Genomic DNA, 12,746 nt, shown 5'->3' with positions numbered 1-12,746 from the left:
CCTTGTTCAGTGCGGCACAGTCAGGGTAGACCCGTTTATCCGCGCCCCCGGACCGGGCCCGCGGGGACGAGTTCGCACGCCGCGACGTTGAAGTGACAGCAGCGGGGGCCGGCCTGGTGGGCCGGTGCCGGCGTCGATCCAGGAGAGGTACCAATGACCGACATGACCAAGGGTTCCGCGCCGAGCCGTCGCCGCCAGCGCTTCCCGGAGATCTCCACCCGCGCCTGGGAGCACCCGGCGGACCGCTCGGGCCTGGTGGCGCTGCGCAAGCTCAGCGGGTTCGACGACATCCTGAAGAAGCTGGCCGGGCTGGTGTCGGAGCGCAGCGTGCGGCTGCTGTTCCTGGCGACGGCGGTGAAGACGTCGGAGCGCCAGTTCCCGGAGCTGTACGACATGGTGCGGGACGCCGCGTACGTGTTGGACCTGGAGAAGGTGCCGGACCTGTACGTCACCCAGGACCCGACGGTCAACGCGTACTGCATCGGCATGGACTCCCCGGTGATCGTGGTGACCACCGGGCTGGTCGAGCTGATGGACGAGGAGGAGCTGCGCGCGGTGATCGGCCACGAGGTCGGTCACGCGATGTCGGGGCACGCGGTGTACCGGACGATGCTGCTGATCCTGACCAACCTGGCGGCCCGGATCGGCTGGCTGCCGCTGGGCAACCTGGCGATCACCGCGGTGATCACGGCGCTCAAGGAGTGGTTCCGCAAGGCGGAGCTGTCCAGCGACCGGGCGGGCCTGCTGGCCGGTCAGGATCTGCAGGCGTCGATGCGCTCGCTGATGAAGCTGGCCGGCGGCGCGCACATGGCCGAGATGAACGTGGACGCGTTCCTGGAGCAGGCCGCGGAGTACGACAAGGCCGGCGACCTGCGCGACAGCGTGCTGAAGCTGCTCCAGGTGCTGCCGCAGAGCCACCCGTTCGCGGTGGTGCGGGTGGCGCAGCTGAAGAAGTGGGCGGAGAGCGAGGAGTACCGCTCGATCCTGGCGGGGGCGTACCCGCGGCGCGGCGACGACCCGGACGCCTCGGTCGGGGCGCAGTGGAAGGCCGCGGCCGACTCGTACTCGCAGTCGATGAAGGACAGCAAGGACCCGCTGATGGGCCTGCTGCGCGACCTGTCGAACGGGGTGGGCACGGTCGGCGGCAAGCTCCGCGACACCTTCACCGGCGCCGGCCGCACCAACGGCGGCAACGGCAACGGCGGCGACTCCACCGACAGCCGGGACTGATCCGGCACCGGGCCGGCACCGGGCCGGACGGCGGGGCGGCTCAGCCGCTGATCGGCCCGAGCACCCCGCAGGACTGCCAGGCCGGCCGGGCGTGCTCGGCCGGGTCGACGGCGGGCGGGCTGCCCGGGCGGACGCCGGCCGTGGTGGCCAGCACCGGCTGCAGGTAGTCGCTCTGCGGGGTGCCGCAGCCGGTCGGCCCGGCCTGCTGGGCGGTGTCGACCAGCCGGAGCCGTCCGGTGTCCAGGTCGGCCCGGTCGAGTTCGACGCGCACCGCCCGGCGGACGGCGTACAGGCTGACCGCGGGGTCGCTGGTGGTGCCGGCCGGGCGGAGCGCGTAGACCAGGGTGTGGTCGGCGGTGATCTCCAGGGTGTCGGCGTCGAGTTCGCCGACCTGGACGGTGCCGCGGGCCTTGACGGTGCCGGCGGCGAGCGCGATCTGCCCGGGGTCGAAGCGGACCATCCAGCCGGTGGCGGCGTGGTGCTGGTCGTCGCGCGGCGCGTTCAGGCTGTCGTCGTACTGGGCGAGTTCGCCGGAGGTGAGCAGCGCGCGGACCCGGCCGGTCTCGTTGGCGGTCAGGGTGGCGGGGGTCAGCTCGGAGAGCACCAGGTACTGCTGGACGGTGTCCAGGGCGCGCTGCACCTCGGAGCCGGTGAAGTGGGCGGTGGAGTGCGCGGCGGGCACCCCGAGGCCGGCCGGGCCGTCGGCGTAGCCGGCCGGGAGCCCGGCGAACGGGTTCGCGGGGTCGGCGACGGCGCTGACCGTGCCGGCCGGGGCGAGCGGGATGAGGCTGACGGTCAGCTGGGTTCCGCTGGGCGCGGCGACCTGCCCGCGCGGGGAGGTGACCCCGAAGTAGACGGCCGCGGCGAAGGCCAGTGCGACCAGCAGCAGCAGGGCGATCGCCTGCCGGGGCAGGGTGAGCCAGCCCAGGCCGCGCGGCCGGGTGGCCCGGCCGAAAGCGCCCGACAGGCGTTCCCGGGCGGACAGTTCCTGGATCCGGGCAGCCCGGACGAACGATTCGTCGAAGACGACGGACCGGAACTCGTCATCGTTGGAACCACCCTCGGGCGTGCCCCCAGGAGGCTCGCGCGGGTCACCCATGACACCAGGGTAGACTCGCCCGCCGCCCGCGACGAGGGTACGCGGGTAACGAGCCTGCGACGGCGTGTCACCGCGGGCCGGTCGGCACCGCCCCCGCGCCCGGCCGACACCGCCACCACCCGGCCGACGGCAGCGGCGGCAACGGTCCCGTCAGCCGACGGGTACGGCGGCCGCCGCCGTCGAGGGCTGGGCGGGCACCGCCGTCTGGAGCCCGGAGCGCGTCGGCTGGCCGCCCTGGCCGCCGGCCCCGGGGCTGCTGCTGCCGCTGGCCGGCCGGGCGGGGGCCTCGGGCGCGCCGCCGACGCCGCGGTAGACCGCGGCGACCGACAGGGCGACCACGCCGACGCCCATCACCAGTGCCAGTACCCAGGCCACCGGCCGGTGCCAGCGCTGCTGGGCGACGGTGCCGCCGCGCAGCGGGTCGAGGGCGCGCATCCGGGCCCGGCGGGTGCGCCGGTCCTGGCGGTCGCCGCCCGACCACGGGTCCGGGTAGAAGCGGTCCTCGTCCAGGCCGCCGGGCGGCGGGCGCAGCTCCAGCGGCAGCCCCTCCGCCCCGACGGCGGGTCCGCCCGCCTCGGCGAACTCGGTGGTGTCCCAGCTCCGGGCCGCACCGGCCTGTTCCGGCTCGAGCCGGGCCTCGGCGGCGGCGAGTTGCCGCTCCCGGGCGCTCGGCTCGTGCACGGCGGCGGAGCGGACGAAGCTCTCGTCGAGGACCACGGTGGCGAACTCGTCGTCCGCATCACCGTGGTCGGCGCCGTCGGAGTACGGCGAGCCCCCCACATCCTCAGCCACGGATTCAATGTATTACCGGCCGGGGCGTTTGTCTGTGGGTCCGGCCGATCGGGCCCGTACGGGTTACCGCATTCGGCCGCCGGACCGCTCGGCCGGGCCCGCCCGGCCGCCGCCAAACCCCCGCCGGGCTCCCGCGCGCTCAGCCCCCGACGGTCGGCCGGGCCTCGCCGCGGACGTGCCCGTCGCCGGTGACGATGTACTTGGTGCTGGTCAGCTCGGGCAGGCCCATCGGGCCGCGGGCGTGCAGCTTCTGGGTGGAGATGCCGATCTCGGCGCCGAAGCCGAACTCGCCGCCGTCGGTGAACCGGGTGGAGGCGTTGACCGCGACGGTGGTGGAGTCGACGAGCCGGGTGAAGCGGCGGGCCGCGGCCTGCGAGGTGGTGACGATCGCCTCGGTGTGGCCGGAGGACCAGCGGCGGATGTGCTCGACGGCGGCGTCCAGCGAGGGCACCACGGCGGCGGCGAGGTCGAGCGAGAGGTACTCGGTCGCCCAGTCCTCCTCGGTGGCGGGGACGGCCGTGACGGCGCTGCCCTCGGCGGCCTTGAGCACCGCGTCGTCGCCGTGCACGGTGACGCCGGCCTCGGCCAGCGCGGCCAGCGCGAGCGGCAGGAAGGCGTCCGCGACGTCCTGGTGGACCAGCAGCGTCTCGGCGGAGTTGCAGACGCTGACCCGCTGCGCCTTGGAGTTCAGCAGGATGCCGACGGCCATCGCCAGGTCGGTGTCGGCGTCCACGTAGACGTGGCAGTTGCCGGTGCCGGTCTCGATCACGGGGACGGTGGAGCCCTCGACCACGGTGCGGATCAGCGCGGCGCCGCCGCGCGGGATCAGCACGTCGACCAGGCCGCGGGCGCGCATCAGCTCCTGCACCGACTCGCGGCCCTCCCCCGGCACCAGCTGGATCACGTCGGCCGGCAGGCCCGCGCCCGCCACCGCCGCGCGCAGCACCTCGACCAGCGCGGTGTTGGAGCGGTAGGCCGAGCCGGAGCCGCGCAGCAGCACCGCGTTGCCGGACTTCAGGCAGAGCGCGGCGGCGTCCACCGTGACGTTCGGGCGGGCCTCGTAGATGATGCCGACCACGCCGAGCGGCACCCGGACCTGGCGGACGTCCAGCCCGTTGGGGAGGGTGTAGCCGCGCACCACCTCGCCGACCGGGTCGGGCAGGCCGACCACGCTGCGGACGTCGGCGGCGATCGCGGCGACCCGGTCCCGGGTCAGCGTCAGGCGGTCGATCACCGACTCGGCGGTGCCGGCCTCGCGGGCCCGTGCGACGTCCTCCGCGTTGGCGGCGGTGATCTCCGCGGTGCCGGCGACCAGCGCGTCCGCGATCGCCAGCAGCGCGGCGTCCTTGACCGAGCGCGGCACTGGCGCGAGGGCGGCGGCCGCCTCCCGGGCGCGGCGCGCGGCGGCGAGGACGGGGCTGTCGGCGGTGGCGGTGAGGTCGCTCATGCCGTCAAGCCTAGCGATCCGGCCGGGCCGCCCCGCCGCACATTTCGCCCGCTGAGACGGCTGACGGCCTTGACCGCTGATGGCCGACGGCTGACGGCTGACGGCTGACGGCCGGGACCGCTGGGACGACGAAGACGGCGAAGACGGCGAAGACGACGAAGACGGCGGGGAGCGGCGAAGGGCCGCGCCCCCGGGCGGACGCGGTCAGTAGGGGTGCACCCCGCCGAGCTGCGGCGGCGGATCGCCGAAGCCCTCCGCGACCCGCTTGTGGTAGGTCGGGCGGTCGACCACCTCCAGGCCGACGATCTCCCAGGCCGGGAGCTTGGCGCTGACCTTGTGCTCGCCCCACAGCCGGAGCGCGATCGCGGCCGCGTCGTGCAGGTCCCGCGCCTCTTCCCAGTAGCGGACCTCGGCGTGGTCGGCGGCGTAACGGGCCGTCAGGAAGAACGAGTGGTCGTGGGCCAGTTTCTCCAGTGCGGTGCGCAGTTCGGGCAGTGGCGTCGCCGCGCCCGCCACGCTCAGCACCACGTGCCACAGCCGGCCCTGTTCGGGCTCCGGCTCCCGCACGTCCTCGTGCTCCCCGTCGACGCGCCGGCCGCCCTCGATGCTGGTGAGCCGCCGCTCGGGCCTCTGTCCCGGCAGCGCTTCCTCCCGCCTGCGAACCACCGGCGGCCTCCTGTTCAGCGTGTCGCGCGGGCCCCCCGGCCCGCTGCTCCCACCCCCCGTACCGGCCCCGCCGCCCGTGCTCAGCCGCGCAGCACGACCAGGTCGTCGCGGTGGACGACCTCGCGTTCGTACGCGGCGCCGAGCTCCTGGGCCAGTTCTCGGGTGGACCGGCCGAGCAGACGGGGCAACTCCCTCGCATCAAAGTTGACCAGTCCGCGGGCGACGATGTGACCGTTTTCGCCAAGAAGGTCGACGGGATCACCCGCGGCGAACTCCCCGTCCACCCGGGTCACTCCGGCCGGGAGCAGCGACTTCCCTCCGTGCACGACCGCGGCGACCGCCCCGTCGTCCAGGGTGAGCGCGCCGCGCGGCGAGGAGGCGTGCTCCAGCCAGAGCAGCCGGTCCGCGGAGCGGCTGCCGGTGCGGCGGAACAGCGTGCCGGTCGGGCGGCCGGCCAGCGCGTCGGCGGCTTGGCTGGCGGCGGTCAGCACCACGGGGATGCCCGCGCCGGTGGCGATCCGGGCCGCCTCGACCTTGGTCACCATGCCGCCGGTGCCGACGCCGGCCTTGCCGGCGCTGCCGATCTCGATCCCGGCCAGGTCCTCGGGGCCGTTCACCTCGGCGATCCGGCTGGTCCCGGGCCGGGCCGGGTCGCCGTCGTACAGGCCGTCCACGTCGGAGAGCAGCACCAGCAGGTCGGCCCGGACCAGGTGGGCGACCAGCGCGGCCAGCCGGTCGTTGTCGCCGAACCGGATCTCGGCGGTGGCGACCGTGTCGTTCTCGTTGACGATCGGCATCGCGCCCATCACCAGCAGCTGGTCGAGCGTCCGGTAGGCGTTGCGGTAGTGCGCCCGCCGGCTGGCGTCCTCGGCGGTCAGCAGCACCTGGCCGACCCGGACCCCGTAGCGGGCGAACGAGGCGGTGTAGCGGGCCACCAGCAGGCCCTGGCCGACGCTGGCGGCGGCCTGCTGCCGGGCCAGGTCGGTGGGCCGCTTGGCCAGTCCGAGCGGGGCCAGTCCGGCGGCGATGGCGCCCGAGGAGACCAGGACGATCTCCGGCGCGTCCGGGCCCTTGCGGACCTTGGCCAGCGCGTCGACCAGGGCGTCCACCCGGTCCGCGTCCAGCCCGCCGGCGGCGGTGGTCAGCGAGGAGGAGCCGACCTTCACCACGATCCGCCGTGCCGAGCGGACCTCCTCGCGGAGCAACTGACCCACCATCAGTCCCGATCCTTCCGAGCGCACGCACCAGACGCGGCTGTGCCACGCACAGTAGTCATTCGGCAGGCGGGTTGCGAAATCGCCGACGGAACGTGAGACGCGGAGGCGCCGGACCCTACTGGTCGAGCTCCTCGCGGCCGGAGCTGAGCGCCTCGAAGTCGAGGTACTCCTGCTCCGCCGCGTCCCGCCCGCGCTGCCGCTCGCGGCGGCGGTCGACGGCGGGGCGCTGGGTCTCCATCCGGTGGTCCTCGCCGCGGCGGCCGAGCATCTCCGCGCCGGCCGCCATGGTGGGCTCCCAGTCGAAGACGACCGCGTTCTCGTCGGGGCCGATGATGACGGTGTCGCCCTCCTTGGCGCCGATCTTCCACAGCTGCTGCTCGACGCCGAGCCGGGCCAGCCGGTCGGCGAGGTAGCCGACCGCCTCGTCGTTGGCGAAGTCGGTCTGCCGGACCCAGCGTTCGGGCTTGCCGCCGCGGATGCGGTAGGCGCCGTCCTCCTCGTCGATGGTGAAGCCGGCGTCGTCGACGGCGGTGGGCCGGATGACGAGGCGGGTGTTCTCCTCGACGGGCTTGGCGGCGCGCGCGGCGGCGACGATCTCGGCCAGCGCGAAGGACAGTTCGCGCAGGCCCTTGTGGGCGAGCGCGGAGACCTCGAAGACCCGGTAGCCGCGCTCCTCCAGCGAGGCGCGGGTCAGGTCGGCGATGTCCTGGCCGTCCGGGACGTCGACCTTGTTCAGGGCGACCAGCCGCGGCCGGTCCTCCAGGCCGCCGTAGTTGGCGAGTTCGTCCTCGATGGTCTCCAGGTCGGTGAGCGGGTCGCGGCCCGGCTCCAGGGTGGCGCAGTCGAGGACGTGCACCAGCACCTCGCAGCGCTCGACGTGCCGCAGGAACTCCAGGCCGAGGCCGCGGCCCTCGCTGGCGCCGGGGATCAGGCCGGGCACGTCGGCGATGGTGTAGACGGTCTCGCCGGCGGTCACCACGCCGAGGTTGGGGATCAGCGTGGTGAACGGGTAGTCCGCGATCTTCGGCTTGGCGGCGGAGAGCACCGAGATCAGCGAGGACTTGCCGGCGCTCGGGTAGCCGACCAGCGCGACGTCGGCGACGGACTTGAGCTCCATCACGATGTCGCGGGCCTCGCCGGGCTCGCCGAGCAGCGCGAAGCCGGGGGCCTTGCGGCGGGCCGAGGCCAGCGCGGCGTTGCCGAGGCCGCCGCGGCCGCCCTGGGCGGCGACGAAGCTGGTGCCGTGGCCGACCAGGTCGGCGAGCACGTTGCCCTGGCGGTCCAGCACCACGGTGCCGTCCGGCACCGGCAGCACGATGTCGGGGCCGACCGCGCCGGTGCGGTGGCCGCCGGCGCCGGGCTTGCCGTTGGTGGCCTTGCGCTTGGGCGAGTGGTGGTACTCCAGCAGGGTGGTGACCTGCGAGTCGACGACCAGGATCACGGAGCCGCCCTCGCCGCCGTTGCCCCCGTCGGGGCCGCCCAGCGGCTTGAACTTCTCCCGGTGCACGGAGGCGCAGCCGTGGCCTCCGTTACCCGCGGCGACGTGCAGTTCGACGCGGTCCACGAAGGTGGTCATGAGATGTGCCTCTCGTGCGGGGAAATAAGGGGTGTCCTGCGGTAAAGCGGAAGGGTGGGCCCGGATCATCCCGGCCCACCCTTCACAGCGAGTCTGTTCGGACTCAGGCCTCGACGGCCACGATGTTGACGACCTTGCGGCCGCGACGGTTGCCGAACTGGACGGCACCGGCGGTCAGCGCGAACAGGGTGTCGTCGCCACCACGGCCGACGTTGGCGCCCGGGTGGAAGTGGGTGCCGCGCTGGCGGACGATGATCTCGCCGGCGGAGACGACCTGGCCGCCGAAGCGCTTCACGCCGAGGCGCTGGGCGTTCGAGTCACGGCCGTTGCGAGTAGAGCTTGCGCCCTTCTTGTGTGCCATCTGGCTATCCCCTTTCTAGGAAGACCGCAGGAAGTGTTACTTGCTGACCGAGTCGATGCTGGTGATGCGCACCGCGGTGTGCTTCTGGCGGTGGCCCTGACGACGGCGGTAGCCGGTCTTGTTCTTGTAGCGCAGAATGACGATCTTGTCGCCCTTGGTCTGGTCGACGACCTCGGCGTGGGCCTTCACGCCACCGAGCACCCACGGGTCGGAGGTGATGGACTCACCGTCGACGACGAGGATGGTCGAGAGCTCGACCGAGTCACCCGGCTTGGCGTCGATACGGTCGATCTCCAGCACGTCGCCCACGGCGACCTTGTGCTGGCGGCCGCCTGCGCGAACGATCGCGTACATGCGGTACCTACTTTCCTAACTCGGTCGGAACTCCGGATGCCAGCCACCTGGGTATGGACACAAGCGGCCTCCCCCGGAAGCGCCGGGAACGGCGCCCACCTGGGAGGTGAGGTGCTCAGGAGCATGGCGTCAACACGCCGAGGGTCAAGAATACGGACCTGTCCACCCGGGGGCAAACCGGGCCCGTCACCGGGCCGGGGCCGCCACCGCGCGCGGCGGTGGCGGCCCCGGCCGGGCGGTCACTCCGCGGCGCCGTCACCCTCGGCGGCCGCGGCCTTCTTGGCCGCCGCGCTCGTCCGCTTGGTGGCGGTCTTGCGGGCGGTGGTCTTCTTGGCGGCGGCGGTGGTCTTCTTCGCCGCCGTCTTCTTGGCGGGGGCCTTGGCCGCGGTCTTGGCGGCCGTCTTGCGGGCGGCCCGCTTCTTCGGCGCCTCCTCCGCGGGGGCCTCCTCGGCCGCGGCCTCCTCGGCCACCGGCTCCGCCGGCTCCTCGGTCCCGACCAGGACGGCGGCCTCGGCCACCGGCTCCACCTCGGCGGTGGCCTCGACCGCCTCCTCGGCGGCGCTCAGCGCGGCCTCCATGGCGGCCTCGGCCCGGGCCTGCAGCACCACGATCTCGGCCGCGCCGGACGCGCCGGCCGGGGCCGTCGCCTTGCGGACCGCGCGGCGGCGCGGACGGCCACCGGCCGCCGGGGCGGACGGCTCGGCCGCGGGCTCGGCCACCGGCACCGGCTCGGCCACGATCTCGGCCTCGACGGCGGTCTCGACGACCGGCTCGACCACGGCCGCCGGCTCGGCCTCGACCGGCTCGACGACGGCCTCCACCGCGTCGAGCACCTCGAACGCCTCGCCCGTCCCGACCGGCTCGACCGCCTCGTTCTCCGCGCCCGCGCCGCCGCGGCCGCGCCGGCGGCGCTTGCCGCCGCCCTCGCCCGCGGGGGCGGCGGGAGCGTGCCCGCCGTTGCCGTGGTGGCTGTGGCTCGGCTGGTCCATGTGGACGATCACGCCGCGGCCGTTGCAGTGCACGCAGGGCTCGGAGAAGGACTCCAGCAGGCCCTGGCCGACCCGCTTGCGGGTCATCTGGACCAGGCCCAGCGAGGTGACCTCGGCCACCTGGTGCTTGGTCCGGTCCCGGCCCAGGCACTCCAGCAGGCGGCGCAGCACCAGGTCGCGGTTGGACTCCAGCACCATGTCGATGAAGTCGATCACGATGATGCCGCCGAGGTCGCGCAGCCGCAGCTGGCGGACGATCTCCTCGGCCGCCTCGATGTTGTTGCGGGTGACGGTCTCTTCCAGGTTGCCGCCCTGGCCGACGAACTTGCCGGTGTTGACGTCGACGACGATCATCGCCTCGGTCCGGTCGATCACCAGCGAACCGCCCGAGGGCAGCCAGACCTTGCGGTCCAGCGCCTTCATCAGCTGCTCGTCGATCCGGTAGGTGGCGAACACGTCGACGTCCGAGGTCCACCGCTGCAGGCGCTCGGTGAGGTCGGGGGCGACGTTGGAGACGTAGTCGTGGATGGTGCTCCACGCCTCGCCGCCGCTGACGATGACCTTGGTGAAGTCCTCGTTGAAGATGTCGCGGACCACCCGGACCGTCATGTCGGGCTCGCCGTGGAGCAGCGCCGGGGCGTTGCCGGTGGCGGCCTTCTTCTGGATCTCCTCCCACTGCTGCTGCAGGCGCTGCACGTCGCGGGTGAGCTCCTCCTCGGAGGCGCCCTCGGCGGCGGTGCGCACGATCACGCCCGCGTCGTCCGGGACGATCTTCTTGAGGATCTGCTTCAGGCGGGTCCGCTCGTTCTCCGGCAGCTTGCGGGAGATGCCGGTCATCGAGCCCTCGGGCACGTACACCAGGTAGCGGCCGGGCAGCGAGATCTGGCTGGTCAGGCGGGCGCCCTTGTGGCCGATCGGGTCCTTGGAGACCTGCACCAGCACGGACTGGCCGGACTTCAGCACCGACTCGATCCGGCGCGGGCCGCCGTGGCCGAGCGCGCCGAAGTTGACCTCGCCCGCGTACAGCACGGCGTTGCGGCCCTTGCCGATGTCGACGAACGCGGCCTCCATCGACGGCAGCACGTTCTGCACCTTGCCCAGGTACACGTTGCCGACGTAGCTGGTGGCCTGCTCCTTGTTGACGTAGTGCTCGACCAGCACGCCGTCCTCAAGAACGCCGATCTGGGTGCGGTTGCCGCTCTGGCGGACCACCATGACCCGCTCGACGGACTCGCGGCGGGCCAGGAACTCGGCCTCGGTGATGATCGGCACCCGGCGGCGGCCCAGCTCGCGGCCCTCGCGGCGGCGCTGCTTCTTGGCCTCCAGGCGGGTGGAGCCCTTGATCGACTGCACCTCGTCCGGGTCGAAGGAGGGCTCGGCGGAGCGGCGGCGCGGCTCGCGGACCTTCACCACGGTGCGGACGCCGTCCTCGGTGGTCTCCACCGGGTCGGGGCCGCTCTCGCCGGAGCGGCGGCGACGGCGGCGACGGCGGCGCGAGGAGGACAGGCCGGCGGCCAGGTCGTCGTCCTCGTCCTCGTCGTCCTGCGCGTCCTGGGACTCGGGCTCCTCGGGGGCGTCCTCGTCCTGGGCCTCGGTCTCGGCGGCCTCGGCGCCCTCGTGGGCGTCCTCGGACTCGCCGCGGCGGCGGCGACGGCCACCACGACGGCGGCGGCGGGACGGGCGGTCGTCCTCCCACTCGGCGTCCTGCTCCGGGCCGGCGGCGGGCGCCTCGGGCTCGGCGGCCGGGGCCTCCTCGACCGGGGCGGCCTTCACGGCCTTGGCCGGACGGGCGGGCTGCTGGACCCGGACGGCGGTGCGGGTCCGGCGACGGCGGCCGACGCCGCTGTACTCGAACTCCTCCTCGCCCTCGGACTCGGCCGCCGGCTCGGCCGGGGCCGCCTTGGCGGGCTCGGCCTTGGCGACCGGCTCGGCCTTCGGGGCGACGTAGGCGGCGGGCTCCTGGAACACCGGGGCCTGGAAGATCGCGGTGGACGGGCGGACCGCGCGGCGGCGGGAGCGCGGGGCCTCCGGCTGCTCCTCGACGGCGGGCTCCGGCTCGGCGGCCGGCTCCTCCTCGACGGCCTCCGGCTCCTCCTCCTCGGCGGCGGGCTCCTCGACCACCGGGCTCTGCACCGGGGCGGAGGCGCGCTTGCGGGTGCGGCGGGCCCGGGGGGCCGGCTCCTCGGCGGCGGCGGGCTCGGCGGCCGGGGCCTCGACGGCGACCGGCTCGGGCTCGGCGGCGGGGGCCTCCTCGACGGCGGTGCTCTGCACCGGGGCGGAGGCGCGCTTGCGGGTCCGACGGGCCCGGGGGGCCGGCTCCTCGGCGGCGGCGGGCTCGGCGGCCGGGGCCTCGACGGCGACCGGCTCGGGCTCGGCGACCGGGGCAGCGACGGCCTCCGGCGCACCGGCCGGGGACTCGACGCGCTTGCGGGTGCGGCGGGCCCGGGCGGGCTTCTCCTCGGCCGCCGGCTCGGCGGCGGGCGCGGCCGGGGCGGCGGGCTCGGCCGCCGGGGCGGCCTCGGCGGCCGTCGCGGTGCTCTCGCCGGCGGCGGGCTGCGGGGAGCCGGCCGGGCGGGACACCGCGCGGCGCCGGCGGCGCGGCGGGGCGGCGGAGACGCCGTCGGATTCGTTGTGGTCGGCCGCAGCGGACTGCGGTTCGGTGTTTTCGAGCATGCGGGTGTGTCTCCCGTCAGGCCCCCGGGCTCCGCATCGGGCACGACGCGCCACCGCATTCACCAGCCGGCCGCGCTTCGGGCGGTTCCGGCTCCCACGGTGCCGTCGTGCGGACGCGAGGCCGCACAGGGGCTCGTAGTCTCGCTCGATCCCCCGCGGGGCGCGGAGGATCGAAAAGTCTTCTGGTCTGACCAGTTCTTCTCAGTTTTCAAGGGCCGGGCCGAGGGGTGGCCGGGCCTGCGCGCGACGACGCTCGCTCCCCTGGGGAGCCGCGGGGGCCGGGGAGCCGCAGGCCCGGAGCTGGTCTCCGTGCCTGCGCTCCCGCCCACTCGGCGGACGGCG

10 protein-coding genes are annotated in these 12,746 nt (G+C 74.6%); 1 reads left to right on the top strand and 9 read right to left on the bottom strand.

Annotated elements, in window-relative coordinates:
- Positions 1-153 precede the first annotated feature (153 nt).
- The gene (locus ACIQBJ_RS19640; RefSeq protein WP_400711623.1) at positions 154-1,230 is read left to right on the top strand and encodes a M48 family metallopeptidase; all 1,077 of its coding nucleotides are present in this window, start codon (positions 154-156) and stop codon (positions 1,228-1,230) included.
- A gap of 40 nt (positions 1,231-1,270) precedes the next feature.
- Here the strand turns inward: ACIQBJ_RS19640 and ACIQBJ_RS19635 are convergent, their stop codons facing one another.
- The 9 genes from ACIQBJ_RS19635 to ACIQBJ_RS19595 all read right to left on the bottom strand — a co-directional run bounded on the left by ACIQBJ_RS19635 (position 1,271) and on the right by ACIQBJ_RS19595 (position 12,404).
- Positions 1,271-2,329 carry a hypothetical protein gene (locus ACIQBJ_RS19635; RefSeq protein ID WP_400711620.1) on the bottom strand — a complete coding sequence of 353 codons (1,059 nt, stop codon included), beginning with the start codon at positions 2,327-2,329 and terminating at the stop codon, positions 1,271-1,273.
- Positions 2,330-2,479: 150 nt separating this feature from the next.
- Entirely contained in the window at positions 2,480-3,121 is a 642-nt protein-coding gene (locus ACIQBJ_RS19630) for a hypothetical protein (protein WP_400711617.1), read from the bottom strand.
- A gap of 139 nt (positions 3,122-3,260) precedes the next feature.
- Positions 3,261-4,568 (bottom strand): glutamate-5-semialdehyde dehydrogenase, encoded by a 1,308-nt coding sequence (locus tag ACIQBJ_RS19625; protein ID WP_400711614.1) that lies wholly within the window; start codon positions 4,566-4,568, stop codon positions 3,261-3,263.
- Positions 4,569-4,772: 204 nt separating this feature from the next.
- The gene (locus ACIQBJ_RS19620) at positions 4,773-5,234 is read right to left on the bottom strand and encodes a hypothetical protein (RefSeq protein ID WP_400711611.1); all 462 of its coding nucleotides are present in this window, start codon (positions 5,232-5,234) and stop codon (positions 4,773-4,775) included.
- 80 nt (positions 5,235-5,314) lie between these two features.
- Entirely contained in the window at positions 5,315-6,451 is a 1,137-nt protein-coding gene (gene proB, locus ACIQBJ_RS19615; protein ID WP_400711608.1) for a glutamate 5-kinase, read from the bottom strand.
- Positions 6,452-6,566: 115 nt separating this feature from the next.
- Positions 6,567-8,027, bottom strand: a complete 1,461-nt coding sequence (gene obgE, locus ACIQBJ_RS19610; RefSeq protein ID WP_400711605.1) for a GTPase ObgE — start codon at positions 8,025-8,027, stop codon at positions 6,567-6,569.
- Positions 8,028-8,130: 103 nt separating this feature from the next.
- The gene (gene rpmA / locus ACIQBJ_RS19605; protein WP_014135732.1) at positions 8,131-8,388 is read right to left on the bottom strand and encodes a 50S ribosomal protein L27; all 258 of its coding nucleotides are present in this window, start codon (positions 8,386-8,388) and stop codon (positions 8,131-8,133) included.
- A 36-nt stretch (positions 8,389-8,424) separates the two neighbouring features.
- Positions 8,425-8,742: a 50S ribosomal protein L21 gene (gene rplU / locus ACIQBJ_RS19600; protein ID WP_014135733.1), complete on the bottom strand. Its 318-nt coding sequence runs from the start codon at positions 8,740-8,742 to the stop codon at positions 8,425-8,427.
- Between the two features lie 239 nt (positions 8,743-8,981).
- On the bottom strand, positions 8,982-12,404 hold the full coding sequence (locus ACIQBJ_RS19595; RefSeq protein ID WP_400711600.1) for a ribonuclease E/G: 3,423 nt from the start codon (positions 12,402-12,404) through the stop codon (positions 8,982-8,984).
- Positions 12,405-12,746: the final 342 nt, after the last annotated feature.

This window comes from Kitasatospora sp. NPDC088391 (assembly GCF_044753345.1).
Lineage (GTDB): Bacteria > Actinomycetota > Actinomycetes > Streptomycetales > Streptomycetaceae > Kitasatospora.
The sequence above is the reverse complement of the archived record's forward strand: the minus strand, read 5'-3'. Positions and strand labels throughout refer to the sequence as shown.

Bases quoted from the DNA above. Each gene is read 5' to 3' on its own strand.
- obgE (WP_400711605.1), bottom strand. From the start codon at position 8,027: ATGACCACCTTCGTGGACCGCGTCGAACTGCACGTCGCCGCGGGTAAC.
- rplU (WP_014135733.1), bottom strand. From the start codon at position 8,742: ATGTACGCGATCGTTCGCGCAGGCGGCCGCCAGCACAAGGTCGCCGTG.
- ACIQBJ_RS19635 (WP_400711620.1), bottom strand. From the start codon at position 2,329: ATGGGTGACCCGCGCGAGCCTCCTGGGGGCACGCCCGAGGGTGGTTCC.
- proB (WP_400711608.1), bottom strand. From the start codon at position 6,451: ATGGTGGGTCAGTTGCTCCGCGAGGAGGTCCGCTCGGCACGGCGGATC.
- ACIQBJ_RS19625 (WP_400711614.1), bottom strand. From the start codon at position 4,568: ATGAGCGACCTCACCGCCACCGCCGACAGCCCCGTCCTCGCCGCCGCG.
- ACIQBJ_RS19640 (WP_400711623.1), top strand. From the start codon at position 154: ATGACCGACATGACCAAGGGTTCCGCGCCGAGCCGTCGCCGCCAGCGC.
- rpmA (WP_014135732.1), bottom strand. From the start codon at position 8,388: ATGGCACACAAGAAGGGCGCAAGCTCTACTCGCAACGGCCGTGACTCG.
- ACIQBJ_RS19595 (WP_400711600.1), bottom strand. From the start codon at position 12,404: ATGCTCGAAAACACCGAACCGCAGTCCGCTGCGGCCGACCACAACGAA.